Genomic DNA, 25,534 nt, shown 5'->3' with positions numbered 1-25,534 from the left:
CCCCCGGCCCTGGCCACGGGAGGGAAGACGCCGCCGGGGCGGCCGGAGCCCACCCGGGCCCGGCCGCCCCGGCGGCACGTTTCTGCTGGCGGTGGAGGACTCAGACCTCCTCGTGGGACGCCACTGCACGGCGCGCGTCCGCGTCCAGCACGCCCCAGCTGATCAGCTGCTCGGTGAGCACCGAGGGCGACTGGTCGTAGATGACGGCGAGGGTGCGCAGGTCGTCCTGGCGGATCGAGAGCACCTTGCCGTTGTAGTCACCGCGCTGCGACTGGATCGTGGCCGCATAGCGCTGCAGGGGGCCCGCCTTCTCGGCCGGCACCGTGGCCAGCCGCTCCAGGTCCAGGACCAGCTTCGGCGGCGGCTCGGCGGCGCCACCGGGGGTGGTACCCGGAAGCAGCTCCTGCACGGGAACGCCGTAGAAGTCCGCCAGCTCGGCGAGGCGCTGCACGGTCACCGCGCGGTCCCCGCGCTCGTACGAACCGACGACCACGGCCTTCCAGCGTCCCTGGGACTTCTCCTCGACACCGTGGAGGGAAAGGCCCTGCTGGGTGCGGATCGCCCGGAGCTTGGCCCCGAGCTGTTTGGCGTATTCGCTGGACATATGGCTCCCCGGACACTGGGTCGACGCGGCCGGCTCGGTTCCATGCCGCGCGGTTGGTAACTCACTGTGAGGTTACGCAGCGTTACTCTGCTGCGTCAAGCCGAATGGTCCGCACCGACTCTTCCGTGGTATCGACATCCCGCTCCACCGATCGGGTGACAGGGGGCGGCCGACCGGGTGACAGGGGGGTGACCAGCGGGACCGACCCCGCCTGCTACCGTGGGGAGCGCAATTCCGACGTCCTTTAAGGTCCGTCCCGTGAGGCGGAGAAGGAGGTCCGTCTCGTATGGACAAGCAGGACACACAGTCCGATGCCCGGCCCGTGCTCGAGGGGCCCGACATCGCGCGGGTGCTCACCCGCATCGCCCACGAGATCGTCGAACGCGCCAAGGGTGCCGACGACGTGGTGCTCCTCGGTATTCCGACCCGGGGCGTCTTCCTCGCCCGGCGGCTCGCCGTCAAGCTGGAGCAGATCACCGAGCGCAAGATTCCGGTGGGCTCACTCGACATCACCATGTACCGCGACGACCTGCGCATGCACCCGCCGCGTGCGCTGGCCCGCACCGAGATCCCCGGTGACGGCATCGACGGGCGCCTGGTCGTCCTCGTCGACGACGTGCTCTTCTCCGGCCGCACCATCCGCGCCGCCCTCGACGCTCTGAACGACATCGGACGGCCCCGCGCGGTCCAGCTCGCGGTCCTCGTCGACCGCGGCCACCGCGAACTGCCCATCCGCGCCGACTACGTCGGCAAGAACCTCCCCACGTCGCTGCGGGAGACGGTCAAGGTCCAGCTCTCCGAGGAGGACGGTCGGGACACCGTCCTGCTCGGTGCCAAGCCGGCCGCTCCGGGCGCGCAGCGGTAGACCCGGCGGCGTACGCCACCGCACCGCGGCTGCCGCCACGCGCCCCCGCATGCCCGAATTCTCCTGTTCTCCAGAATGAACTGCCCTACGGAGCCTGAAAGATGCTGCGCCATCTCATCTCGGCCGCCGACCTCACCCGCGACGACGCAGTCCTGATCCTCGACACCGCCGAGGAGATGGCCCGGGTCGCCGACCGGCCGATCAAGAAGCTGCCGACCCTGCGCGGCCGCACCGTCGTCAATCTCTTCTTCGAGGACTCCACCCGCACCCGGATCTCCTTCGAAGCCGCCGAGAAGCGGCTCTCCGCGGACGTCATCAACTTCACCGCCAAGGGATCCAGCGTCTCCAAGGGCGAGTCCCTGAAGGACACCGCCCAGACGCTGGAGGCCATGGGCGTCGACGCCGTCGTCATCCGGCACGGCGCCTCCGGTGCCCCGTACCGGCTGGCCAACTCCGGCTGGATCGACGCCGCCGTGATCAACGCCGGTGACGGCACCCACCAGCACCCGACCCAGGCGCTGCTGGACGCGTTCACCATGCGCCGTCGGCTGACCGGCCCGGACGCCGGGCTCGGCCAGGATCTCGCCGGCCGGCACATCACGATCGTCGGCGACGTCCTGCACAGCCGGGTCGCCCGCTCCAACGTCGACCTGCTGCACACCCTCGGCGCCGAGGTCACCCTGGTCGCCCCGCCGACCCTGCTGCCGGTCGGCATCGAGACCTGGCCCTGCGCGGTCTCCTACGACCTGGACAGCACCCTGCCCAAGTCCGACGCCGTGATGATGCTGCGCGTCCAGCGCGAGCGGATGAACGCGGCGTTCTTCCCGACCGAGCGCGAGTACTCCCGCCGCTACGGCCTGGACGGCGACCGCATGGCCCGGATGCCCGAGCACGCCGTCGTGATGCACCCCGGCCCGATGGTCCGCGGCATGGAGATCACCGCAGAGGTCGCCGACTCCGGCCGCTGCACCGCCGTCGAGCAGGTCACGAACGGGGTCTCCATCCGCATGGCCGTCCTGTACCTGCTGCTGGGCGGCAACGAGCCCGCCGTCACCCACGCCCGAACCACCGAGGAGAAGTGAGACCGATGAGCAAGACCCTGATCCGCGGTGCGAGGGTGCTCGGCGGCGAGCCGCAGGACGTGCTGGTCGACGGCGAGACCATCGCCCGGGTCGGCACCGGTCTGTCCGCCGAGGGCGCGGAGGTCGTCGAGGCCGGCGGCAAGGTGCTGCTCCCCGGCCTGGTCGACCTCCACACCCACCTGCGCGAGCCCGGCCGCGAGGACTCCGAGACGGTGCTCACCGGCACCCGTGCCGCCGCGACCGGCGGCTACACCACCGTGTTCGCCATGGCCAACACCTTCCCGGTCGCCGACACCGCCGGCGTCGTCGAGCAGGTCTGGCGGCTCGGCAGGGAGTCCGGCTACTGCGACGTCCAGCCCATCGGCGCCGTCACCGTCGGCCTGGAGGGCAGCAAGCTCGCCGAGCTGGGTGCCATGCACGAGTCCGCGGCCGGCGTCACCGTCTTCTCCGACGACGGCAAGTGCGTCCACGACGCCGTGATCATGCGCCGGGCGCTGGAGTACGTGAAGGCCTTCGGCGGTGTCGTCGCCCAGCACGCGCAGGAGCCGCGGCTGACCGAGGGCGCCCAGATGAACGAGGGCGTCGTCTCCGCCGAGCTGGGCCTGGGCGGCTGGCCGGCCGTCGCCGAGGAGTCGATCATCGCGCGGGACGTGCTGCTCGCCGAGCACGTCGGATCGCGGGTGCACATCTGCCACCTGTCCACGGCGGGCAGTGTCGAGATCGTCCGCTGGGCCAAGTCCCGCGGCATCGACGTCACCGCCGAGGTCACCCCGCACCACCTGCTGCTCACCGACGAGCTGGTCCGGACGTACAACCCGGTGTACAAGGTCAACCCGCCGCTGCGCACCGAGCGCGACGTGCACACGCTGCGCGAGGCCCTCGCCGACGGCACCATCGACATCGTCGCCACCGACCACGCCCCCCACCCGCACGAGGACAAGGACTGCGAGTGGGCCGCCGCCGCCATGGGCATGGTCGGCCTGGAGACCGCACTGTCAGTGGTCCAGGAGACCATGGTCGACACGGGCCTGCTGGACTGGGCCGGCGTCGCCGACCGGATGTCCGCCAGGCCTGCGCAGATCGGACAGGCCACCGGCCAGGGCCGTCCCGTCTCGGCAGGTGAGCCCGCCAACCTCACCCTCGTCGACACGGCATACCGTGGCCAGGTGGACCCCGCGGGCTTCGCCTCGCGCAGCCGCAACACCCCCTACGAGGGGCGAGAGCTGCCGGGCCGTGTGACGCACACGTGGCTGCGGGGCAAGGCCACGCTCGTCGACGGGAAGCTCACGTGACACCTGTACTTCTGCTCGCCGCCGAGAAGCAATCGGCGGAAGTGACCGACTGGGCCGCCCGCATCGGCTGGGTCGTCGGACTCGGACTGTTCGTCGCGCTCGTCTACTGGCTGATGCGCGAGGGCTGGAAGTGGCGCGGCACCCTCCAGGGCGACCTGCCGGAGCTTCCCGGCGCGCCCGACGAGCCGGGTGCCGCCAGACTGACGATGGAGGGCCGCTACCACGGTTCCACCACCGCCGGGCAGTGGCTGGACCGCATCGTGGCGCACGGCCTGGGCACCCGCAGCCGGGCCGAGCTCACCCTGACGGACGCGGGAGTCGACGTCGTACGCCCCGGCGCCGCCGACTTCTTCATCCCGGTGGCGCAGCTCCGCGAGGTCCGGCTGGACAAGGGCATCGCGGGCAAGGTGCTCACCGAGGGCGGCCTGCTGGTCCTGACCTGGGCGCACGGGGACGAGCTGATCGACTCCGGCTTCCGCGCCGACCACGCGGCCGAGCACGCCGTATGGGTCGACACCCTGAACCAGATGATCGACAAGACGGAAACGGAAGGCGCACGATGACGACCTCCACCCGGGGAGCCGGCAAGACTCCCGCCGTACTCGTCCTGGAGGACGGCCGGATCTTCCGCGGCCGTGCCTACGGGGCCGTGGGGTCCACCTTCGGCGAAGCCGTCTTCTCCACCGGCATGACCGGCTACCAGGAGACCCTCACCGACCCGTCGTACCACCGCCAGGTCGTCGTGATGACCGCCCCGCACGTCGGCAACACCGGCGTCAACGACGAGGACCCCGAGTCGAAGAGGATCTGGGTCTCCGGCTACGTGGTGCGCGACCCCGCGCGCGTGCCGTCCAACTGGCGCTCGCGCCGCTCCCTCGACGACGAGCTGCGGCACCAGGGCGTCGTCGGCATCAGCGGCATCGACACCCGCGCCCTCACCCGGCACCTGCGCGAGCGCGGCGCCATGCGCGTCGGCATCTTCTCCGGCAACGCGCTGCCCGACGAGGGCACCATGCTCGCCGAGGTCCGTCAGGCCCCCGAGATGGCAGGCGCCGACCTGTCCGCCGAGGTCGCCACCACCGAGCCGTACGTCGTCCCGGCGATCGGGGAGAAGCGCTTCACCGTCGCCGCCGTCGACCTCGGCATCAAGGGCATGACCCCGCACCGCATGGCCGAGCGCGGCATCGAGGTGCACGTACTGCCCGCCACCGCCACGCTCGACGACGTGTACGCCGTCGCCCCGGACGGTGTGTTCTTCTCCAACGGCCCCGGCGACCCGTCCACCGCCGATCACCCCGTCTCCGTGATGCAGGGCGTCCTGGAGCGCGGAACCCCGCTGTTCGGCATCTGCTTCGGCAACCAGATCCTGGGCCGCGCCCTCGGCTTCGGCACCTTCAAGCTGAAGTACGGCCACCGCGGCATCAACCAGCCCGTGCAGGACCGCACGACCGGCAAGGTCGAGGTCACCGCGCACAACCACGGCTTCGCCGTCGACGCCCCGCTCGACCAGGTCTCCGACACCCCCTACGGCCGCGCCGAGGTCTCCCACGTCTGCCTCAACGACAACGTCGTGGAAGGCCTCCGGCTGCTCGACAAGCCGGCCTTCAGCGTCCAGTACCACCCCGAAGCGGCAGCGGGCCCGCACGACGCCGCGTACCTGTTCGACCGCTTCGTGAAGCTCATGGAGGGCCAGCGTGCCTAAGCGCACCGATATCCAGTCCGTCCTGGTCATCGGCTCCGGCCCGATCGTCATCGGCCAGGCCGCCGAGTTCGACTACTCCGGCACCCAGGCGTGCCGGGTCCTGAAGGCCGAGGGCCTGAGGGTCGTCCTGGTCAACTCCAACCCGGCGACGATCATGACCGACCCGGAGATCGCCGACGCCACCTATGTGGAGCCGATCACCCCCGAGTTCGTCGAGAAGATCATCGCCAAGGAGCGCCCCGACGCCCTGCTGCCCACCCTGGGCGGCCAGACCGCGCTCAACACCGCCATCTCGCTGCACGAGAACGGTGTGCTGGCCGAGCACGGCGTGGAGCTGATCGGCGCCAACGTGGAGGCGATCCACAAGGGCGAGGACCGCGACCAGTTCAAGGAGGTCGTGGAGGAGGTCCGCAGGAAGACCGGCCACGGCGAGTCCGCCCGGTCCTACATCTGCCACTCCATGGACGACGTCCTCAAGGGCGTCGAGGAGCTCGGCGGCTACCCGGTCGTCGTCCGTCCCTCGTTCACCATGGGCGGCGCCGGCTCCGGCTTCGCCCACGACGAGGAGGAGCTGCGCCGCATCGCCGGGCAGGGCCTCACCCTGTCGCCGACCACCGAGGTGCTCCTGGAGGAGTCCATCCTCGGCTGGAAGGAGTACGAGCTGGAGCTGATGCGGGACAAGCACGACAACGTCGTGGTCGTCTGCTCCATCGAGAACTTCGACCCGATGGGCGTGCACACCGGCGACTCGATCACCGTCGCGCCGGCGATGACGCTCACCGACCGCGAGTACCAGATCCTGCGCGACATCGGCATCGCCGTGATCCGCGAGGTCGGCGTCGACACCGGCGGCTGCAACATCCAGTTCGCCGTCAACCCGGCCGACAGCCGCGTGATCGTCATCGAGATGAACCCGCGCGTGTCGCGCTCGTCCGCGCTCGCCTCCAAGGCGACCGGCTTCCCGATCGCCAAGATCGCCGCCAAGCTGGCCGTCGGCTACACCCTCGACGAGATCCCCAACGACATCACGCAGGAGACCCCGGCCTCCTTCGAGCCGACCCTCGACTACGTGGTCGTCAAGGCCCCGCGGTTCGCCTTCGAGAAGTTCCCCAGCGCGGACTCCACCCTGACCACCACCATGAAGTCGGTCGGCGAGGCCATGGCCATCGGCCGGAACTTCACCGAGGCCTTCCAGAAGGCGCTGCGCTCGCTGGAGAAGAAGGGCAGCCAGTTCACGTTCGTCGGCGCGCCCGGGGAGAAGTCCGCCCTGCTCGCGGAGGCCGTCCGCCCCACCGACGGCCGGATCAACACCGTCATGCAGGCCATCCGCGCGGGCGCCACGCCCGAGGAGGTCTTCGAGCACACGAAGATCGACCCCTGGTTCGTCGACCAGCTCTTCCTGATCAAGGAGATCGCCGACGAGCTGGCCGGGGCGCCCGAGCTCACCGCCGACCTGTTCGCCGAGGCCAAGCGGCACGGCTTCTCCGACCACCAGATCGGCGAGATCCGCGGGCTGCGCGAGGACGTCGTCCGCGAGGTCCGGCACGCCCTCGGCCTCCGCCCGGTCTACAAGACGGTCGACACCTGCGCCGCCGAGTTCGCCGCGCGGACCCCGTACTTCTACTCCTCCTACGACGAGGAGACCGAGGTCGCACAGCGCGAGAAGCCGGCGGTGATCATCCTGGGCTCCGGCCCGAACCGCATCGGCCAGGGCATCGAGTTCGACTACTCCTGCGTCCACGCCTCCTTCGCGCTCAGCGCCGCCGGGTACGAGACCGTGATGGTCAACTGCAACCCGGAGACCGTCTCCACCGACTACGACACCTCCGACCGGCTCTACTTCGAGCCGCTCACCCTGGAGGACGTCCTGGAGATCGTCCACGCGGAGCAGCAGGCCGGCCCGGTCGCGGGCGTCGTCGTCCAGCTCGGCGGGCAGACCCCGCTGGGCCTGTCGCAGGCGCTGAAGGACAACGGCGTGCCGATCGTCGGCACCTCCCCGGAGGCCATCCACGCCGCCGAGGACCGCGGCGCCTTCGGCCGGGTCCTCGGGGAGGCCGGGCTGCCCGCCCCCAAGCACGGCACCGCCACCACCTTCGGCGAGGCCAAGGCGATCGCCGACGAGATCGGCTACCCGGTCCTGGTCCGGCCGTCGTACGTGCTCGGCGGACGCGGCATGGAGATCGTCTACGACGAGACCCGGCTGGAGGCGTACATCGCCGAGTCCACCGAGATCAGCCCCTCCCGGCCGGTCCTGGTCGACCGGTTCCTCGACGACGCCATCGAGATCGACGTCGACGCGCTCTACGACGGCCACGAGCTGTACCTCGGCGGTGTGATGGAGCACATCGAGGAGGCCGGCATCCACTCAGGCGACTCGGCGTGCGCCCTGCCGCCGATCACGCTGGGCGGATTCGACATCAAGCGGCTGCGCACCTCCACCGAGGCCATCGCCGCCGGCGTCGGCGTCCGCGGGCTGATCAACATCCAGTTCGCGATGGCGGGCGACATCCTCTACGTCCTGGAGGCCAACCCGCGAGCCTCCCGCACCGTGCCCTTCACCTCGAAGGCGACCGCGGTGCCGCTGGCCAAGGCGGCCGCGCGGATCTCCCTCGGCGCCACCATCGCCGAGCTGCGCGCCGAGGGGCTGCTCCCGGCCACCGGCGACGGCGGCGAGCTGCCGCTGGACGCGCCGATCTCCGTCAAGGAGGCCGTGATGCCGTGGTCCCGCTTCCGGGACATCCGCGGCCGCGGTGTCGACACGGTGCTCGGCCCGGAGATGCGCTCCACCGGCGAGGTCATGGGCATCGACTCCGTCTTCGGCACCGCGTACGCCAAGTCGCAGGCCGGGGCCTACGGTCCGCTGCCCACCAAGGGACGGGCGTTCATCTCGGTCGCCAACCGCGACAAGCGCTCGATGATCTTCCCGGCCCGGGAGCTGGTCGCCCACGGCTTCGAGCTGCTGGCCACCTCCGGCACGGCCGAGGTGCTCAAGCGCAACGGCATCCACGCCACCGTGGTGCGCAAGCAGTCCGAGGGCACCGGACCGAACGGCGAGCGGACCATCGTCCAGCTCATCCACGACGGCGAGGTCGATCTCATCGTCAACACCCCGTACGGAACCGGCGGCCGGCTCGACGGCTACGACATCCGTACGGCGGCCGTGGCGCGGTCGGTGCCGTGTCTCACGACGGTCCAGGCGCTCGCGGCGGCGGTCCAGGGCATCGACGCACTCAACCACGGCGACGTGGGAGTGCGCTCGCTGCAGGAACACGCCGAGTTCCTGACCGCCGCCCGCGACTAGCCCCGAGGGGGACACCGGAAACGGTGTCCCCCTCTTCATGAGCCCCACGCCTGATGAGCCCCACGAGGCTTCACGAGGACACATGTACAAGATCTTCTTCCAGCTCGTCTTCTCCCGCATGGACCCGGAGCAGGCCCACCACCTGGCCTTCCGCTGGATCCGCCGGGCCGCCCGCATCCCCGTGCTGCGCACCTTCCTGGCCGCCGTGCTCGCCCCCCGTCACCCCGAGCTGCGCACCGAGGCCCTCGGCCTGCGGATGCACGGCCCCTTCGGGCTCGCGGCCGGCTTCGACAAGAACGCCGTCGCCGTCGACGGCATGGCCATGCTCGGCTTCGACCACGTCGAGATCGGCACGGTCACCGGGGAGGCGCAGCCGGGCAACCCCAGGAAGCGGCTGTTCCGCCTGGTCGGGGACCGGGCACTGATCAACCGCATGGGCTTCAACAACGACGGCTCCCTGGCCGTGGCCGCCCGGCTCGCCTCCCGCACGGCCGTGTTCCGGACGGTCGTCGGCGTCAACATCGGAAAGACCAAGATCGTCCCCGAGGAGGAGGCCGTCGGCGACTACGTCAAGTCCGCCGAGCGGCTGGCCCCGTACGCCGACTATCTCGTCGTCAACGTGTCGTCGCCCAACACGCCCGGACTGCGCAACCTCCAGGCGGTGGACCACCTGCGCCCGCTGCTGACCGCCGTCCGCGAGGCCGCCGACCGGGTGGTGACCACCCGCCGGGTGCCGCTCCTGGTCAAGATCGCGCCGGATCTCGCCGACGAGGACGTCGACGCGGTGGCGGACCTCGCCGTAGAGCTCGGCCTGGACGGGATCATCGCCACCAACACCACCATCGCGCGCGAGGGACTCGGGCTGGCCTCCCCGCCGGCCCTGGTCGAGGAGACCGGTGGTCTGTCCGGGGCCCCGCTCAAGGCGCGCTCCCTCGAGGTACTGCGCCGCCTCTACGCGCGCGTGGGCGACCGGATCACCTTGGTGGGGGTCGGCGGCATCGAGTCCGCCGAGGACGCCTGGCAGCGCATCCTCGCCGGGGCCACGCTGGTCCAGGGCTACAGCGCGTTCATCTACGAGGGCCCCTTCTGGACCCGCTCCCTGCACAAGGGGCTCGGTGCGCGCCTGCGGCAGAGCCCGCACGCCACGCTCGCCGACGCGGTCGGTGCCGATGTGAGGAAGGCCACCCATGACTGAGCCCTTCGGTGCGCGGCTGCGCCGCGCCACGGACGAGCGTGGCCCGCTGTGCGTCGGCATCGACCCGCACGCCTCACTCCTCGCCGAGTGGGGGCTGGACGACACCGTCGAGGGCCTGGAGCGGTTCAGCCGCACGGTGGTCGAGGCGGTGGCCGACCGGGTCGCCGTGCTCAAGCCGCAGAGCGCCTTCTTCGAGCGCTTCGGCTCGCGCGGCATCGCCGTGCTCGAGAGGTCGGTCGAGGCGGCGCGGGCGGCCGGTGCGCTGGTGGTCATGGACGCCAAGCGCGGCGACATCGGCTCGACCATGGCCGCCTACGCCGAGTCCTTCCTGCACAAGGACGCACCCCTGTTCTCGGACGCGCTGACCGTCTCGCCGTACCTGGGCTACGGCTCGCTGAAGCCGGCCGTCGACACCGCCCGTGAGAACGGCGCCGGGCTGTTCGTGCTGGCGCTGACCTCCAACCCCGAGGGCAGCGAGGTGCAGCACGCGCTCCGGGCCGACGGCCGCAGCATCGGGGCGACGATGCTGGCGCACCTGGCGGCGGAGAACGCGGGGGAGGAGCCGCTGGGCTCGTTCGGCGCGGTGGTCGGTGCCACCCTCGGCGACCTGTCGTCGTACGACCTGGCGATCAACGGCCCGCTGCTGGCGCCCGGCATCGGTGCGCAGGGCGCCACCCCGGCGGACCTTCCCCGGGTCTTCGGAGCGGCCGTGCGCAACGTGCTGCCGAACGTCAGCCGGGGCGTGCTGCGGCACGGGCCCGAGGTCGGAGCGCTGCGCGCGTCCGCCGAGCGGTTCGCCGAGGAGATCCGGGCCGCGGTGGCCCCCGCCTGAGCCCACGGAGCGGCTGCTGGGTCTGGATAGCGGCGAAAATCCGAGGCAATATGTCCTAAATGTCTGTCCTTACGGAGGCTGACCAGGACTTTTCCGCTGTTCTCGCTGACTCTGGCGGACTTGACCGCTAGTCTCCGACGAGAGAACGGGCAAGCGTGTTGCTCGTGGCTCCCCAGGTGTGGGGCGACTAGGTTCCTCACCGGTCCGTATCCGACAGTTCGACATCCGAGGTGACGTAGGCGTGGCTCTTCCGCCCCTTACCCCCGAACAGCGCGCAGCCGCGCTCGAAAAGGCCGCCGCGGCTCGCCGGGAGCGGGCCGAGGTCAAGAATCGACTGAAGCACTCCGGCGCCTCCCTCCACGAGGTCATCAAGCAGGGCCAGGAGAACGACGTCATCGGCAAGATGAAGGTCTCCGCCCTCCTGGAGTCCATGCCCGGCGTGGGCAAGGTCCGCGCCAAGCAGATCATGGAGCGGCTGGGCATCTCCGAGAGCCGTCGTGTGCGCGGCCTCGGCTCCAACCAGATCGCCTCCCTGGAGCGTGAGTTCGGCAGCACCGGCAGCTGAGTCCGGACCACCCCGGTATTGCTGGAATAATCGCTGCATGGCTGCAACACCCCGGGGGGCGACCCCGGTACCCCCGGATTCACGTCCGCGGCTGACCGTGCTCTCCGGCCCCTCGGGGGTCGGCAAGAGCACGGTCGTCGCCCATATGCGCAAGCAACACCCCGAGGTCTGGCTCTCGGTGTCGGCGACGACCCGGGGGCCCCGCCCGGGTGAGCAGCACGGAGTCCACTACTTCTTCGTCACCGACGAGGAGATGGACAAGCTGATCGCCAACGGTGAGCTGCTGGAGTGGGCGGAGTTCGCCGGCAACCGCTACGGCACGCCGCGCGCGGCCGTGCTGGAGCGGCTGGAGGCGGGCGAACCCGTGCTGCTGGAGATCGATCTTCAGGGCGCCCGGCAGGTTCGCGAGTCCATGCCGGAGGCCCAGCTGGTGTTCCTGGCCCCACCCTCCTGGGACGAGCTGGTGCGCAGGCTCACCGGGCGGGGCACCGAGCCGCCCGAGGTGATCGAGCGCCGGCTGGCCGCGGCCAGGACCGAACTGGCCGCCGAGCCGGAGTTCGACCTGACCCTGGTCAACACCTCCGTCGAGGACGTGGCCCGCGAGCTGCTAGCCTTGGTGAACGTCGTGTGATCGTGACCGCAAGGCCGTCCCGGAATCCTGTCGGGGACGGTGTGACCGATCACCCGGACCGAGATTCTTTCCCCACCATCGGAAGGTAGAGCGTGTCCTCTTCCATCTCCGCGCCCGAGGGCATCATCAACCCGCCGATCGACGAGCTCCTCGAGGCCACCGACTCGAAGTACAGCCTCGTGATCTACGCGGCCAAGCGGGCCCGCCAGATCAACGCGTACTACTCGCAGCTCGGCGAGGGTCTCCTCGAGTACGTCGGTCCCCTCGTCGACACCCACGTCCACGAGAAGCCGCTCTCGATCGCGCTGCGCGAGATCAACGCGGGGCTGCTGACGTCCGAGGCCGTCGAGGGCCCGGCGCAGTAGTATCTTCAGCTTTCAGCTGGCTTTTCCACAGGCCCGGCAGCCCAGCTGCCGGGCCTGTGGTGTGTGATGGGTGCATACGTTCTTCGAGGTTCCCGGGGAGAGACGGTGGACAAGCCCAAGGTCGTTCTGGGGGTCAGCGGCGGCATCGCCGCCTACAAGGCCTGTGAGCTGCTGCGCAGACTCACGGAGTCCGGGCACGACGTCCGGGTCGTCCCCACCGCCTCCGCCCTGCACTTCGTCGGCGCCGCCACCTGGTCCGCCCTGTCCGGCAACCCGGTCTCCACCGAGGTGTGGGACGACGTGCACGAGGTCCCGCACGTGCGCATCGGGCAGCAGGCCGACCTGGTCGTGGTCGCCCCGGCCACCGCCGACCTGCTCGCCAAGGCCGCCCACGGCCTCGCCGACGACCTCCTCACCAACACCCTGCTCACCGCCCGCTGCCCGGTCGTCCTCGCCCCCGCCATGCACACCGAGATGTGGGAGCACCCGGCCACCCGGGAGAACGTGGCGACACTGCGCCGCCGCGGCGTGCTCGTCGTCGAACCGGCCGTCGGCCGCCTCACCGGCATCGACACCGGCAAGGGCCGGCTGCCCGACCCGGCCGAGATCTTCGAGACCTGCCGGCGCGTCATCGCCCGCCGCGCCGCCGGGCCGGACCTGGCCGGCCGCCATGTCGTCATCAGCGCCGGCGGCACCCGCGAGCCCCTCGACCCGGTCCGCTTCCTCGGCAACCGCTCCTCCGGCAAGCAGGGCTACGCCCTCGCCCGCACCGCCGCCGCACGGGGTGCCCGGGTCACGCTGATCGCGGCCAACACCTCGCTGCCCGACCCGGCCGGGGCGGACGTGGTGCCGGTGGGCACCGCGGTGGAGCTGCGCGAGGCGGTGCTGCGGGCCGCGGCGGACGCCGACGCGGTGGTCATGGCCGCCGCGGTCGCGGACTTCCGGCCTGCGGTGTACGCGGCCGGGAAGATCAAGAAGAAGGACGACCAGGAGCCCGAGCCCATCACTCTGGTGCGCAATCCGGACATCCTCGCCGAGATCTCCGCTCCCCGCGCCCGGCCCGGGCAGGTGGTCGTCGGCTTCGCGGCCGAGACGGACGACGTCCTGGCCAACGGCCGGGCCAAGCTCAAGCGCAAGGGCTGCGACTTCCTCGTGGTCAACGAGGTGGGGGAGCGCAAGACCTTCGGGGCCGAGGAGAACGAGGCGGTCGTGCTCGGCGCCGACGGCAGCGAGACGCCCGTGCCGCACGGGCCGAAGGAGGCTCTGGCGGACACCGTGTGGGATCTCGTCGCGGAACGCCTCGGCTGACTGACGCATTCGCACCGGAGCGCCGCGATCCGCCCACATTCGCGCGTGGCGACCCTGGCCAAGGGAGTGTCCGATTGGGCAGAATGCCCGTGCCGCAGGTCACAGCCTTCCCGAGAGTCGAGACGGGTGGGGCCGCGGCCGGTGCGACCGATAAACTGTTCCAGGACGCCGCCGGGTGCAGCTCCCCGCGACGTCCGCCAATGATCAGCCAGCAGCCGCTGCAACCCCAGGGAGCGTTGTGTCCCGTCGCCTGTTCACCTCGGAGTCCGTGACCGAGGGTCACCCCGACAAGATCGCTGACCAGATCAGCGACACCATTCTCGACGCGCTTCTGCGCGAGGACCCGGCCTCCCGGGTCGCCGTCGAAACGCTGATCACCACCGGTCTGGTGCATGTGGCCGGCGAGGTCACCACCAAGGCCTACGCCGACATCGCCACGCTGGTCCGCGGCAGGATCCTGGAGATCGGCTACGACTCCTCCAAGAAGGGCTTCGACGGCGCCTCCTGCGGCGTCTCGGTGTCGATCGGCGCGCAGTCCCCGGACATCGCCCAGGGCGTCGACTCGGCCTACGAGACCCGGGTCGAGGGCGACGAGGACGAGCTGGACCGGCAGGGGGCCGGCGACCAGGGCCTGATGTTCGGCTACGCGTCCGACGAGACCCCGACGCTGATGCCGCTGCCGATCTTCCTGGCGCACCGGCTGTCCAAGCGCCTGTCGGACGTCCGCAAGAACGGCACGATCCCCTACCTGCGCCCCGACGGCAAGACGCAGGTCACCATCGAGTACGACGGCGACAAGGCCGTCCGCCTCGACACGGTGGTCGTCTCCTCGCAGCACGCCTCCGACATCGACCTGGACTCGCTGCTCGCCCCCGACATCCGCGAGTTCGTCGTGGAGCCGGAGCTGAAGGCGCTGCTCGACGACGGCATCAAGCTCGACACCGAGAGCTACCGACTGCTGGTCAACCCCACCGGGCGGTTCGAGATCGGCGGGCCCATGGGCGACGCCGGGCTGACCGGCCGGAAGATCATCATCGACACCTACGGAGGCATGGCCCGGCACGGCGGCGGTGCCTTCTCCGGCAAGGACCCGTCCAAGGTCGACCGTTCCGCCGCGTACGCCATGCGCTGGGTCGCCAAGAACGTGGTCGCCGCGGGCCTCGCCTCCCGCTGCGAGGTCCAGGTGGCCTACGCCATCGGCAAGGCCGAGCCGGTCGGCCTGTTCGTGGAGACCTTCGGCACCGCCAAGATCGACGCCGAGAAGATCGAGAAGGCGATCGACGAGGTCTTCGACCTCCGTCCGGCCGCCATCATCCGTGATCTCGACCTGCTCCGCCCGATCTACGCCCAGACCGCCGCCTACGGCCACTTCGGCCGGGAGCTGCCCGACTTCACCTGGGAGCGCACGGACCGGGTGGACGCGCTCCGGCAGGCGGCGGGTCTCTAAGGCCCGCGGCGACGCCGTCGTCCGAGGCCCGGCGGCCCTTCGGGGCCGCCGGGTCTCGCTGTGTCCGCCGGAGCGGCCGGGGCGCCGTCGCTGTCAGTGGGCTTTGGTAAGAATGCAAGGGTGAGCAGCGAGAACGGCCCCGAGAACGACCCCGAGAACGGGCCCGAGCAGCGGCCCGGGACCGGGCCGGGGGAGGGCGGTGCGCAGGGCGCCCCGCCGGAGCAGCTCGCGCTCATCCGGGACAGCGTGCGCAAGGCGGCGGTGCCGCGCGCGAAGCCGCGCACCTGGCGGGGCGCCGCGCTGGCCAAGGAGCTGCCCGTCGCCCGGGTGCTGGTCGACAAGGGCGTGCTCCATCTCGACCGGTACTTCGACTATGCGGTGCCCGAGGAGCTCGACGCCGACGCCCAGCCCGGTGTGCGGGTGCGGGTGCGGTTCGGTGCGGGCGCGCACCAGGTGCGCGAGGGCCGTCGCGAGGGCGGCGGCCTGCGGGACGGATTCATCGTCGAGCGGCGGGCCGAGAGCGACTACGCAGGACCGCTGGCGGCACTCGCCCAGGTGCTGTCGCCCGAGCCAGTGCTCGATCCGGAGCTGCTGGCACTCGCCCGCGCGGTGGCCGACCGCTATGCGGGCAGCCTGGCCGATGTGCTCCAGCTGGCGGTCCCCCCGCGCCATGCGCGCGCCGAGGGCCGTACTCTGGCGCCGGCACCCGCCCCGCCGCCCGCCCCGGAGCCGGGCAGCTGGGGCCGGTACGAGCGGGGGCCCGGGTTCCTGTCCGCCCTGGCCGCCGGGGAGGCTCCCCGCGCGGTATGGACCGCACTGCCCGGCCCGCAGTGGGCCGAGGAGATCGCCCGCGCGGTGCAGGCCACGCTGGCTTCCGGGCGCGGCGCGCTCGTCGTGGTGCCCTCGGGCCGGCTGGCCGCACGGGTCGACGCGGCGCTGCGCGAGCTGCTGGGTCCGGGCCACCACGCCCTGCTGACCGCCGACGCCGGCCAGGAGCGCCGCTACCTCGAATGGCTGGCGGTGCGCCGTGGCTCCGTCCGTGCGGTGGTGGGGACCCGCGCCGCCATGTTCGCGCCCGTGCGGGAGCTGGGCCTGGCGGTGGTCTGGGACGACGGCGACGCCGCCCACAGCGACGACAACGCCCCGTTCCCGCATGTCCGGGAGGTGCTGGAGCTGCGCGCCGCGCGAGGTGGCTGCGGCTTCCTGCTGGGCGGCTGGAACTGCACGGTGGAGGCGGCGCAGCTGGTCAGCAGCGGCTGGGCGGCGCCGATCGCCGCAGACCGGGCCCAGGTGCGACGGACCGCACCCCTGGTGCGCACCGTCGGCGACCAGGACCTCGCGCGCGACGGTGCCGCACGGGCCGCCCGGCTGCCCTCCATGGCCTGGGAGACCGCCCGGGACGGACTGCGTGACGGTCCGGTCCTCGTACAGGTCCCGCGGCGCGGCTACGTCCCCAGGCTGGCCTGCGAGCGGTGCCGGGAGCCCGCCCGGTGCCGGCACTGCGCCGGTCCGCTCCAGGCCACCGAGCGGGACGCGGCCCTGCTGTGCGCCTGGTGCGGCCGGGACGAGCCGGCCTGGCGCTGCGGTATGTGCGGCGGCTTCCGGCTGCGCGCCCAGGTGGTGGGTGCCCGGCGCACCGCCGAGGAGCTCGGCCGGGCGTTCCCGGCCGTGCCGGTGCGCACCTCGGGCCGCGAGCAGGTGCTGGACACGGTCCCCGCCTCGCCCGCACTCGTCGTCAGCACCCCGGGTGCCGAGCCCGTGGCCGAGGGCGGTTACGCCGCTGCGCTGCTGCTGGACGGCTGGGCGATGCTGAGCCGGCCGGACCTGCGAGCCGCGGAGGACGCCCTGCGGCGCTGGACCGCGGCGGCGGCGCTGGTGCGCCCGCAGGAGTCCGGGGGCACCGTCGTGATCGTCGCCGAGGCGTCGCTGCGGCCCGTACAGGCCCTGGTGCGGTGGGACCCGGTCGGGCACGCGGCACGGGAGCTGGCCGAGCGGGCCGAGCTCGGGTTTCCGCCGGTGTCCCGGATGGCGGCGGTGACCGGGACACCGGAGGTGCTCGCGGAGTTCCTCGCCGCGGTGGGTCTGCCGCCCGACGCCGAGGTGCTGGGACCGGTGCCGGTGCCGGACACCGGGCAGCGGGCCGGGCGTCGGCCGGGGGCGACACCGGCCGACGGCCCCCGGGAGCGGGCGCTGATCAGGGTGCCGCCCGGCAGCGGCGCGGCGCTGGCGTCCGCGCTCAAGACGGCCCAGGCGGCCCGGACGGCCCGCGGGGGAGCGGAGCAGGTGGCCATCCGGATCGACCCGCTGGACATCGGCTGAGGCGCACCACCCCGGCGGGCGCCCCGCCCCTCGTCCCACGGTTGAGTCGCTCGTCCGGGCGTACCGCGGCCGCGTCCCGATGCGGTCCGCCGGGCCCGGAGGCCTCCGGTGCCGTCGTCCCGGACCTGCGTCTGCCGTGCCGACTTGCCCCGCCGGCCTCAGACGCGTCGCCCGTGCGGCAGCCGTCCGCCCCTTCCGGCGCAGACCGTCCGCGTGGCCCGGATGCCGCTACTGGCGTCCCGCCGCCCTGGTCGGGAGGCCCGCCCACCGCATCATCGCTCCGATCCGCGGTCCCGGCCCCCCTCCCTACCGCACGTCCGCCCTCCCGGAGGGCTCCGGGAGGGCGGACGGTGACGGGGACGGGAGTCTGGACGTCAGCCGTTGCGGGGGCCCGGGAAGGCGGTCGGCCTGGCCTCCTCGCGGAGGGACGGGCTGCCCGCCGTCGGCTGGGCCGGCATGGAACGGGCCGCCGGGACGGTCGGCACCGAGGAGATACCCGCACCCACGTTGACCGTGCGGGTGCCGGACGGCTCCGTGGTGCGCTCGGCCGGCTCGGGGGCTGCCGCCTGGGCCGCGGCCCGGCGGGCGCCGTAGCGGCGGTGCACGGCCTGCTTGGTGACGCCGAGGGCCGAGCCCACCGCGTCCCACGAGAAACCGAGCGAGCGGTCGAAGTCCACGGCCGCGGTCACCAGGGTCTCGACACTGTCCCGCAGCTCCTGGGCGAGACGGACCGTCGGGGCGGGAGCACGTCCGTAGACGACGAAGCCCGTGGAGGGGCCGGAGCGGCGCGGGCGGTAGACATTGCCCAGCTGGGCCGTGAGCGTGCGCAGTGCGTCCACCTGCCGGCGGACCCGCTCGATGTCCCGCACCAGCAGGTGCAGGCTGGCCCGAGCCTGGGCGTCGTGGGTTGCGTGGTCGGCCATGAACAAGCCTCTCGAACCGGCGTTGAAAGGAATCGGGCTGCCCGGGCGGCCCGTTGGTCAACTCTTTCTTGACCAACGCGGGACCGCTCCACGGGTCACGGGGAGGGGGCGTGGCGGCATATGCGTGCGCCCTGCTCGGCGGTGGGGCCCGGGGGTCGCGGACGGCCGTCCCTCCTTAGACTTGTGCGTTGCCCCAACGACCCCGCCCGAGAGGCCCGTCCCATCCATGAAGCTCGTCTTCGCCGGTACCCCCGAGGTCGCCGTTCCCGCCCTGGACGCCCTGATCGCCTCCGAGCGGCACGAGGTGGCCGCCGTCGTCACCCGGCCCGACGCCCCGGCCGGGCGCGGCCGCCGGCTGATCGCCTCGCCCGTCGCCGAGCGGGCCGAGGAGGCCGGGATCGAGGTCCTGAAGCCGGCCCGGCCGCGCGACGCCGGCTTCCTGGAGCGGCTGCGGGAGATCGGGCCCGACTGCTGTCCCGTCGTCGCCTACGGCGCCCTGCTGCCCCGCGTCGCCCTGGACATCCCCTCCCACGGCTGGGTCAATCTGCACTTCTCGCTGCTGCCCGCCTGGCGTGGCGCCGCGCCGGTGCAGCACGCCCTCATGGCGGGTGACGAGATCACCGGGGCGTCCACGTTCCTGATCGAGGAAGGGCTCGACTCCGGTCCCGTCTACGGAACGGTCACCGAGGCCGTGCGGCCCACCGACACCAGCGGCGACCTGCTGACCCGGCTCGCCTTCGCCGGCGCCGGACTGCTCGCCGCCACCATGGACGGCATCGAGGACGGCAGGCTGAAGGCCGTGCCGCAGCCGGCCGAGGGTGTCACCCTCGCCCCGAAGGTCGGCGTCGAGGACGCCCACGTCGCCTGGGACGCCCCGGCCCTGCGCGTCGACCGGGTGGTGCGCGGCTGCACCCCGGCCCCCGGCGCCTGGACCACGTTCCGCGGCGAGCGGCTCAAGCTGATCCAGCTCACGCCGGTCCCCGACCGGACGGACCTGGCCCCCGGCGAGCTGTCCGCAGCCAAGAACAGCGTCCACGTCGGCACCGGGTCGTACGCCGTGGAGCTGCTGTGGGTGCAGGCCCAGGGCAAGAAGCCGATGCGGGCGGCCGACTGGGCGCGCGGGGTGCGGATCGCCGACGGGGAGCGGCTCGGCGGCTGAGGCGCCGCGGGCCGCCCGCCCCCGCCGACGTAGGCTGGTGGCGCACGTCATCCCACACCCGGAGCACCTTTTCGTGAGCGACCAGCCTCGTCGTCCCCGCAAGCCCGCCAAGCCCTACCGCCGGCCCAGGAAGGACCCCGTCCGTATTCTCGCCTTCGAGGCGCTCAGGGCGGTGGACGAGCGGGACGCGTACGCCAACCTGGTGCTTCCGCCGCTGCTGCGCAAGGCGCGCGAGCAGGAGGGTCCCGAGCGGTTCGACACCCGGGACGCCGCCCTCGCCACCGAGCTGGTGTACGGGACGCTGCGCCGCCAGGGGACCTACGACGCGATCGTCGCGGCCTGCATCGACCGGCCGCTGCGGGAGGTCGACCCGCCCGTGCTCGACGTCCTCGGCCTCGGGGTGCACCAGCTGCTCGGAACGCGGATCCCCACGCACGCCGCGGTGTCCGCCTCCGTCGAGCTGGCCCGGGTCGTGCTCGGCGACGGGCGGGCCAAGTTCGTCAACGCCGTGCTGCGCAAGGTCGCCCAGGACGACCTCGACGGCTGGCTGGTGCGTGTCGCACCGCCGTACGACGAGGATCCCGAGGACCACCTCGCCGTCGTGCACTCCCACCCGCGCTGGGTGGTCTCCGCGCTGTGGGACTCCCTCGGCGGCGGCCGGGCCGGCATCGAGGAGCTGCTCGCCGCCGACAACGAGCGGCCCGAGGTGACCCTGGTGGCCCGGCCCGGGCGGGCCACGACCGACGAGCTGCTCGGCGAGGAGGCCGCCCTACCGGGCCGCTGGTCGCCGTACGCCGTCCGGCTGACCGAGGGCGGCGAGCCCGGTGCGGTCGCGGCCGTGCGCGAGGGGCGGGCCGGGGTGCAGGACGAGGGCAGCCAGCTCGTCGCGCGGGCGCTTGCCGATGCGCCGCTGGACGGCCCCGACCGGCTGTGGCTGGACGGTTGTGCCGGGCCCGGCGGCAAGGCCGCGCTGCTCGGTGCGCTGGCCGCCGAGCGGGGCGCCGCCCTGGTCGCCTCGGAGAAGCAGCCGCACCGCGCCGGGCTGGTGGCCAGGGCACTGGCCGGCAACCCGGGCCCTTACCAGGTGATCGCCGCCGACGGGACTCGCCCCGCCTGGCGGCCCGGCAGCTTCGACCGCGTCCTGGTGGACGTGCCCTGCACCGGGCTCGGCGCGTTGCGGCGCCGACCCGAGGCCCGCTGGCGGCGCCGACCCGAGGACCTGGACGGCTTCGCGCCGCTCCAGCGCGCGTTGCTGCGCACCGCCCTGGAGTCCGTGCGCGTCGGCGGCGTGGTCGGCTACGCCACCTGCTCGCCGCACCTCGCGGAGACCCGGGCCGTCGTCGCGGACGTGCTCAAACAGTTTCCGGACACCGACCTCGTCGACGCGCGGCCGCTGCTGCCCGGGGTGCCGCAGCTGGGCGACGGGCCGGATGTGCAGCTGTGGCCGCATCTGCACGGGACGGACGCGATGTACCTGGCGCTCGTCCGCCGGACGGGCTGACCGCCGCGGGTTCCCGGCCGCCCGGACGAAACGCCGGTGATCCGCGCCGCCGTCGCTGCCCGGTCACGTCGCCGTCCGGACCGTCCGTTCCGCGCGGCCGACCGGGACCGCCCGGTCCGCCGGAACGGCCCGCACTACCCCCGGGCGCCGGGTCTGCCGGGACTGCCCGCGTGACCGAGACTGCCGGGACTGCCTGCCTGACCGAGACTGCCGGGACTGCCTGCCTGACCGGAACTGCCGGGACTGCCCGTGTGGCCGGGGTCGCCCGTATCTCCGGGGTCGCCCGGACTTCCGGGGCCGCCGGTGCGGCCGGGGCCGTCCGGACCGTGCGGGCCGCCCGCGTGGCCGTCCCCGCGCGACAGCGGGTGTGGCCACCACACCTTCGGGCCCACGTCCAGGAACAGCGACGTCACCAGGACCGACCGCACGATGAAGGTGTCCAGCAGCACGCCCAGCGCCACCGCGAAGCCGATCTCCGCGAAGGCGACCAGCGGCAGCGTGCCGAGCGCGGCGAAGGTGCCGGCCAGCACCAGGCCCGCCGAGGTGATGACCGCGCCGGTCGCGGCCAGCCCGGTGACCACGCCCGGTCTGGTGCCCTGACGCACCGCCTCCTCGCGGATACGGGTGGTGAGGAAGATGTTGTAGTCGATGCCCAGGGCCACCAGGAAGACGAACACGAACAGCGGGAAGTCCGTGGACTCGCCCGCGTAGTCGAAGACGTACCGGAACGCGAGCGCGCTGATGCCGAGCGCCGCCGCGAACGACAGCACCACCGTGCCGATCAGCAGCAGCGGCGCGAGCAGGGCGCGCAGCAGCACGCAGAGGATCAGCAGGACGACCACCAGCACCAGCGGGATGATCACGACGTTGTCCCGGGTCGTGGCCTCCTCCATGTCCACCAGCGCCGCCGTGCCGCCGCCCACCTTGGCGTCGGCGTCCGGTACCGCGTGCACGGCGTCCCGGACCTGCTCCACGGTCTGCTTCGCGGCCTCACTGTCCGCGGGGGCGCGCAGCGTCGCCTCGAGCAGCACCATGCCGTCGTGGACCGGTTCCGCACCGGGCGGCACGCCCAGCGAGTCCGGTACCACCCCCGGCGTGGCGGCGACCGCGCGGGCCACCTGCTCGGCCTGCTCCTCGTTGCTGACCACCACGAGCGGATCGCCGCTGCCGGCCGGGAAGTACTCAGCGGAAACCTGCTGTCCCACGATCGAGTCCGGCCGGTCGGTGAACGCGTCCGCGTTGTCGATGCCCTCCGCACGGAGCTGGAGCAGCCCCAGGGAGCACACCGCCAGGACCACCGCCGTCACGCCCCAGACCATCCGCGGGCGGCGGGCGATACGGCGGCCGGTGCGCGCCCAGATACCGCGGCGGGTCGGGTCGGGACCCCCGAAGCGCGGGATCACCGGCCAGAAGATCCACCGGCCGAAGACCACCAGCAGCGCCGGGAACAGCGTCAGCATCGCCAGCAGTGCCACCGCCACACCGGTCGCGGCGACCGGGCCGAGTCCGCTGGTCGAGTTCATCTCGGCGACCAGCAGCACCAGCATGCTCAGCACCACCGTCGCTCCCGAGGCGAGCACCGCCGGGCCCGCCCGGTGCAGCGCCATCGCCATCGCCTCGTGCCGGTCCTCGTGCCGGCGCAGCTCCTCGCGGTAGCGGGCGACCAGGAGGAGGGCGTAGTCCGTGCCCGCGCCGAACACCAGGACGAGCAGAATGCCGGCGCTCTGCCCGTTGACCGTCAGGCCGGCGTGCTCGGCCAGCAGATAGACCAGCGCCTGGGCCGTGAACAGCGCGCAGATCACCGACAGCAGCGGCACCAGGAGCAGCGTCGGGCTGCGGTAGGTGAGCAGCAGCATCACGATCACGACGCTCATCGCCGCCAGGAGCAGGGTGGTGTCGATGCCCTCGAAGACCTCGGCGAAGTCCGCCGACGTACCGCCGGGGCCGGTGATGTACACGGAGAGTCCGCCGCTGCTTCCGCCGACCTCGTCACGGATCGAGTCGACCGCGGGAGAGATCCGCTCCCAGCCCTGCTCGTCCATCGTGATCGGCACATAGACCTGGGCCGCGCGCGGATCCTGCGGCCGGTCGTAGACCGGGCCCCGGGTCTCGGCGCCGCGGATGCCGTGCTCGTCCAGCTCCCTGAGCTGCCGCACGTCGTCGTCGATCCGGGCCCGGTCCGCCGCCGTCAGCCCGCTGTCGCGGACGTAGAGGACGATCGCCGGGATCTGCTCCGGCCGGAATTCCTCGGAGATCTCCAGCACCTGGGTGGACTCCGCCGAGCCCGGCAGCCAGGACTGCGCGTCGTTGTCCTGCGCGTCGGTGAGCTTCTGCGCGAGCGGCGCCGTCAGAAACAGCACCACCAGCCAGAACACGAGCACCAGCCACTTGGACCGGCGCCCGCACACCAGGTGTCCGACGCCCCGGCTACCCATCGCGGCCCCGCCCGCCGCGGGGCCGGCTCACCGGCACGGCAGCGCGGCGGCGGTGCACGCCCGCGGGACCGATGCCGCCCGGCCCCCTGGGACATGGCAGGCTTGGGGCATGGCCGTGCAGATCAACCCCAGCATCCTGTCCGCCGACTTCGCCCGCCTCGCGGACGAGGCCCAGGCGGTCGAGGGAGCCGACTGGCTCCACGTCGATGTGATGGACAACCATTTCGTCCCGAACCTCACGCTCGGCGTGCCGGTCGTGGAGTCGCTGGCCCGCGCGACGGACACCCCGCTGGACTGCCATCTGATGATCGAGGCCCCCGACCGATGGGCGCCGCAGTACGTGGAGGCGGGGGCCGGTTCCGTCACCTTTCATGTCGAGGCGGCCGCCGCTCCGGTGCGGCTCGCCCGCGAGATCCGGGCCAAGGGGGCACGTGCCTCCATGGCGCTCAGGCCGGCGACGCCGATCGAGCCGTACGAAGACCTGCTTCCCGAGCTCGACATGCTGCTGATCATGACGGTTGAGCCGGGCTTCGGTGGGCAGGCGTTCCTCGACATCATGCTTCCCAAGATTCGCCGGACCCGCGAGTTGATCAGCAAGCACGGGCTGGAGCTGTGGCTCCAGGTGGACGGCGGGGTCTCCGCGGCCACGATCGAGCAGTGTGCCGACGCGGGCGCCGACGTCTTCGTCGCGGGCTCGGCCGTGTACGGCGCCGCGGACCCGGCCGAGGCGGTACGTGCACTGCGCACGCAGGCGGAGGCGACGACGGCCAAGGCCTCCTGGGCGTGCGACCACTGAAGAACGAGAACGTGAACGGCTCCCGTCAGGGCTGATCACGGGCGCCGGATCTGCAAGGATGAACGGCGAATCCAGAGTGTGAACAGCCCAGTATGTGAACAGCAGTGAGGAGAACGCCGTGTCGGGTATGTCGGCGGGCCGGTCAGCCATGCGGATGGGTCCCGCTGAGCTGGTGCAGGCGGCGGCCATGGCCCGCCGCTTCTACCTCGAGGGCAAGTCCAAGATCCAGATCGCGGAGGAGTTCGGCGTCAGCCGCTTCAAGGTGGCCCGGGTTCTGGAGACCGCCCTCGAACGGGACCTCGTACGCATCGAGATCCGGGTGCCGGCCGAGCTGGACGCCGAGCGCTCGGACGCGCTGCGCGCCCGGTACGGCCTGCGGCACGCGGTCGTCGTGGAGTCCCCGGCGGACGCCGAGGAGACGCCCGACCCCGAGAACCTGGGAGAGGTGGCCGCCGACCTGCTCGGCGAGCTGGTCAACGAGGGGGATGTGCTGGGGCTGGCCTGGGGCCGGTCCACCATCCACATGGCGGCGGCGCTGAACCGGCTGCCGCCGTGCACGGTGGTGCAGTTGACCGGTGTGTACGACGCCGGGACCGCCGAGCGCGGCTCGGTGGAGGCGGTGCGCCGCGCGGCCCAGGTGTCGGGCGGCGACGCCCACCCCATCTACGCGCCGATGCTGCTGCCGGACGTGGCCACCGCGGCCGCGCTGCGCAACCAGACCGGGATCGCGCGGGCCTTCGAGTACTTCGACAAGGTCACGGTCGCCTGTGTGTCCATCGGCTCCTGGGAGCCGGGCATCTCGACGGTGCACGACATGCTCAGCGACGAGGAGCGCGCCCACTACGCCTCGCTCGGGGTCGCCGCCGAGATGTCCGCACACCTCTTCGACTCCGAGGGGCGCCGGGTCGGGCGGGATCTGCAGGAGCGGTGCATCACGGTGAGGGCCGACCAGCTCCGCCGGATCCCGGAGGTCGTCGCCATCGCGGGCGGGCAGCGCAAGGCGCCCGCCATCGACGCGGTGCTGCGCTCCGGGCTGGTCACCAGCCTGGTGACGGACACCTCCGCCGCGGACGCCCTGCTGGCCGGCGGCCCCGCACCGCGCCCGGCGCTGAACCGCACGGACCCCGACGGCACCTGACGGCACCTGCGGCCCCCGACACCCCCGGCGGCTCCCGGCGGCACCTGATGGCGCCGCTCCGGGCGGCCCGGAAC

Annotated in this window: 21 protein-coding genes; 18 read left to right on the top strand and 3 right to left on the bottom strand. The window is 72.5% G+C overall.

Features of this window, described 5'->3' with window-relative positions:
• Positions 1–100 precede the first annotated feature (100 nt).
• Positions 101–604, bottom strand: coding sequence for a transcriptional regulator BldD (gene bldD, locus V5O46_RS22570; RefSeq protein WP_190206437.1), 504 nt, complete (start codon positions 602–604; stop codon positions 101–103).
• Between the two features lie 286 nt (positions 605–890).
• Here bldD and pyrR point away from each other — a divergent pair, with 286 nt between their 5' ends.
• From pyrR to V5O46_RS22500, 14 genes are all read left to right on the top strand, one after another.
• On the top strand, positions 891–1,469 hold the full coding sequence (pyrR, locus tag V5O46_RS22565; RefSeq protein WP_332886483.1) for a bifunctional pyr operon transcriptional regulator/uracil phosphoribosyltransferase PyrR: 579 nt from the start codon (positions 891–893) through the stop codon (positions 1,467–1,469).
• Positions 1,470–1,570: 101 nt separating this feature from the next.
• The gene (locus tag V5O46_RS22560) at positions 1,571–2,551 is read left to right on the top strand and encodes an aspartate carbamoyltransferase catalytic subunit (RefSeq protein ID WP_332886482.1); all 981 of its coding nucleotides are present in this window, start codon (positions 1,571–1,573) and stop codon (positions 2,549–2,551) included.
• A gap of 5 nt (positions 2,552–2,556) precedes the next feature.
• Entirely contained in the window at positions 2,557–3,843 is a 1,287-nt protein-coding gene (locus V5O46_RS22555; protein ID WP_332886481.1) for a dihydroorotase, read from the top strand.
• The gene (locus V5O46_RS22550) at positions 3,840–4,406 is read left to right on the top strand and encodes a PH-like domain-containing protein (RefSeq protein WP_332886480.1); all 567 of its coding nucleotides are present in this window, start codon (positions 3,840–3,842) and stop codon (positions 4,404–4,406) included. Before V5O46_RS22555 ends, V5O46_RS22550 begins: the two co-directional genes overlap by 4 nt.
• Positions 4,403–5,545, top strand: a complete 1,143-nt coding sequence (gene carA / locus V5O46_RS22545; protein WP_332886479.1) for a glutamine-hydrolyzing carbamoyl-phosphate synthase small subunit — start codon at positions 4,403–4,405, stop codon at positions 5,543–5,545. The genes V5O46_RS22550 and carA overlap by 4 nt, the downstream gene beginning before the upstream one ends.
• The gene (gene carB / locus V5O46_RS22540; RefSeq protein WP_332886478.1) at positions 5,538–8,846 is read left to right on the top strand and encodes a carbamoyl-phosphate synthase large subunit; all 3,309 of its coding nucleotides are present in this window, start codon (positions 5,538–5,540) and stop codon (positions 8,844–8,846) included. The genes carA and carB overlap by 8 nt, the downstream gene beginning before the upstream one ends.
• A gap of 82 nt (positions 8,847–8,928) precedes the next feature.
• A complete protein-coding gene (locus tag V5O46_RS22535; protein WP_332886477.1) occupies positions 8,929–10,041 on the top strand; it encodes a quinone-dependent dihydroorotate dehydrogenase in 1,113 nt (370 codons plus the stop codon).
• Positions 10,034–10,873: an orotidine-5'-phosphate decarboxylase gene (pyrF, locus tag V5O46_RS22530; protein ID WP_332886476.1), complete on the top strand. Its 840-nt coding sequence runs from the start codon at positions 10,034–10,036 to the stop codon at positions 10,871–10,873. Before V5O46_RS22535 ends, pyrF begins: the two co-directional genes overlap by 8 nt.
• Before the next feature lie 241 nt (positions 10,874–11,114).
• Positions 11,115–11,438, top strand: coding sequence for an integration host factor (locus V5O46_RS22525; protein WP_332886475.1), 324 nt, complete (start codon positions 11,115–11,117; stop codon positions 11,436–11,438).
• 37 nt (positions 11,439–11,475) lie between these two features.
• On the top strand, positions 11,476–12,069 hold the full coding sequence (gene gmk, locus V5O46_RS22520; RefSeq protein ID WP_332886474.1) for a guanylate kinase: 594 nt from the start codon (positions 11,476–11,478) through the stop codon (positions 12,067–12,069).
• A gap of 92 nt (positions 12,070–12,161) precedes the next feature.
• On the top strand, positions 12,162–12,434 hold the full coding sequence (rpoZ, locus tag V5O46_RS22515) for a DNA-directed RNA polymerase subunit omega (RefSeq protein WP_003988945.1): 273 nt from the start codon (positions 12,162–12,164) through the stop codon (positions 12,432–12,434).
• A gap of 105 nt (positions 12,435–12,539) precedes the next feature.
• Positions 12,540–13,742 (top strand): bifunctional phosphopantothenoylcysteine decarboxylase/phosphopantothenate--cysteine ligase CoaBC, encoded by a 1,203-nt coding sequence (coaBC, locus tag V5O46_RS22510; RefSeq protein WP_332886473.1) that lies wholly within the window; start codon positions 12,540–12,542, stop codon positions 13,740–13,742.
• 238 nt (positions 13,743–13,980) lie between these two features.
• Positions 13,981–15,189, top strand: a complete 1,209-nt coding sequence (metK, locus tag V5O46_RS22505; protein WP_332886472.1) for a methionine adenosyltransferase — start codon at positions 13,981–13,983, stop codon at positions 15,187–15,189.
• A 120-nt stretch (positions 15,190–15,309) separates the two neighbouring features.
• A complete protein-coding gene (locus V5O46_RS22500; RefSeq protein ID WP_332886471.1) occupies positions 15,310–17,508 on the top strand; it encodes a primosomal protein N' in 2,199 nt (732 codons plus the stop codon).
• 374 nt (positions 17,509–17,882) lie between these two features.
• On the opposite strand, the gene V5O46_RS22495 is transcribed toward V5O46_RS22500, so the two are convergent.
• Positions 17,883–18,431 carry a hypothetical protein gene (locus V5O46_RS22495; RefSeq protein ID WP_332886470.1) on the bottom strand — a complete coding sequence of 183 codons (549 nt, stop codon included), beginning with the start codon at positions 18,429–18,431 and terminating at the stop codon, positions 17,883–17,885.
• Between the two features lie 226 nt (positions 18,432–18,657).
• Between V5O46_RS22495 and fmt the strand changes: the two genes are divergently transcribed.
• Both fmt and V5O46_RS22485 read left to right on the top strand, forming a co-directional pair.
• Positions 18,658–19,590: a methionyl-tRNA formyltransferase gene (gene fmt, locus V5O46_RS22490; RefSeq protein WP_332886469.1), complete on the top strand. Its 933-nt coding sequence runs from the start codon at positions 18,658–18,660 to the stop codon at positions 19,588–19,590.
• 73 nt (positions 19,591–19,663) lie between these two features.
• Complete coding sequence (locus V5O46_RS22485) at positions 19,664–21,091, top strand: RsmB/NOP family class I SAM-dependent RNA methyltransferase (RefSeq protein WP_332886468.1); 1,428 nt, start codon at positions 19,664–19,666, stop codon at positions 21,089–21,091.
• Between the two features lie 134 nt (positions 21,092–21,225).
• Here V5O46_RS22485 and V5O46_RS22480 read toward each other — a convergent pair whose 3' ends face one another.
• Positions 21,226–23,526, bottom strand: a complete 2,301-nt coding sequence (locus V5O46_RS22480; protein ID WP_332886467.1) for an MMPL family transporter — start codon at positions 23,524–23,526, stop codon at positions 21,226–21,228.
• A 109-nt stretch (positions 23,527–23,635) separates the two neighbouring features.
• On the opposite strand from V5O46_RS22480, the gene rpe reads away from it, so the two are divergent.
• Both rpe and V5O46_RS22470 read left to right on the top strand, forming a co-directional pair.
• Positions 23,636–24,322 carry a ribulose-phosphate 3-epimerase gene (gene rpe / locus V5O46_RS22475; RefSeq protein ID WP_332886466.1) on the top strand — a complete coding sequence of 229 codons (687 nt, stop codon included), beginning with the start codon at positions 23,636–23,638 and terminating at the stop codon, positions 24,320–24,322.
• A gap of 94 nt (positions 24,323–24,416) precedes the next feature.
• Positions 24,417–25,460, top strand: a complete 1,044-nt coding sequence (locus V5O46_RS22470) for a sugar-binding transcriptional regulator (RefSeq protein WP_332886465.1) — start codon at positions 24,417–24,419, stop codon at positions 25,458–25,460.
• Positions 25,461–25,534: the final 74 nt, after the last annotated feature.

Source organism: Streptomyces poriticola (assembly GCF_036689765.1).
In the GTDB taxonomy this organism is placed as follows: Bacteria; Actinomycetota; Actinomycetes; order Streptomycetales; family Streptomycetaceae; genus Streptomyces; species Streptomyces poriticola.
The sequence above is the reverse complement of the archived record's forward strand: the minus strand, read 5'-3'. Positions and strand labels throughout refer to the sequence as shown.

Excerpts from the sequence above, each read along its gene's own strand:
- gmk (WP_332886474.1), top strand. The coding sequence starts at position 11,476 with ATGGCTGCAACACCCCGGGGGGCGACCCCGGTACCCCCGGATTCACGT.
- pyrR (WP_332886483.1), top strand. The coding sequence starts at position 891 with ATGGACAAGCAGGACACACAGTCCGATGCCCGGCCCGTGCTCGAGGGG.
- V5O46_RS22535 (WP_332886477.1), top strand. The coding sequence starts at position 8,929 with ATGTACAAGATCTTCTTCCAGCTCGTCTTCTCCCGCATGGACCCGGAG.
- rpe (WP_332886466.1), top strand. The coding sequence starts at position 23,636 with ATGGCCGTGCAGATCAACCCCAGCATCCTGTCCGCCGACTTCGCCCGC.
- bldD (WP_190206437.1), bottom strand. The coding sequence starts at position 604 with ATGTCCAGCGAATACGCCAAACAGCTCGGGGCCAAGCTCCGGGCGATC.
- V5O46_RS22495 (WP_332886470.1), bottom strand. The coding sequence starts at position 18,431 with ATGGCCGACCACGCAACCCACGACGCCCAGGCTCGGGCCAGCCTGCAC.
- carA (WP_332886479.1), top strand. The coding sequence starts at position 4,403 with ATGACGACCTCCACCCGGGGAGCCGGCAAGACTCCCGCCGTACTCGTC.
- pyrF (WP_332886476.1), top strand. The coding sequence starts at position 10,034 with ATGACTGAGCCCTTCGGTGCGCGGCTGCGCCGCGCCACGGACGAGCGT.
- fmt (WP_332886469.1), top strand. The coding sequence starts at position 18,658 with ATGAAGCTCGTCTTCGCCGGTACCCCCGAGGTCGCCGTTCCCGCCCTG.
- V5O46_RS22480 (WP_332886467.1), bottom strand. The coding sequence starts at position 23,526 with ATGGGTAGCCGGGGCGTCGGACACCTGGTGTGCGGGCGCCGGTCCAAG.
- V5O46_RS22555 (WP_332886481.1), top strand. The coding sequence starts at position 2,557 with ATGAGCAAGACCCTGATCCGCGGTGCGAGGGTGCTCGGCGGCGAGCCG.
- V5O46_RS22560 (WP_332886482.1), top strand. The coding sequence starts at position 1,571 with ATGCTGCGCCATCTCATCTCGGCCGCCGACCTCACCCGCGACGACGCA.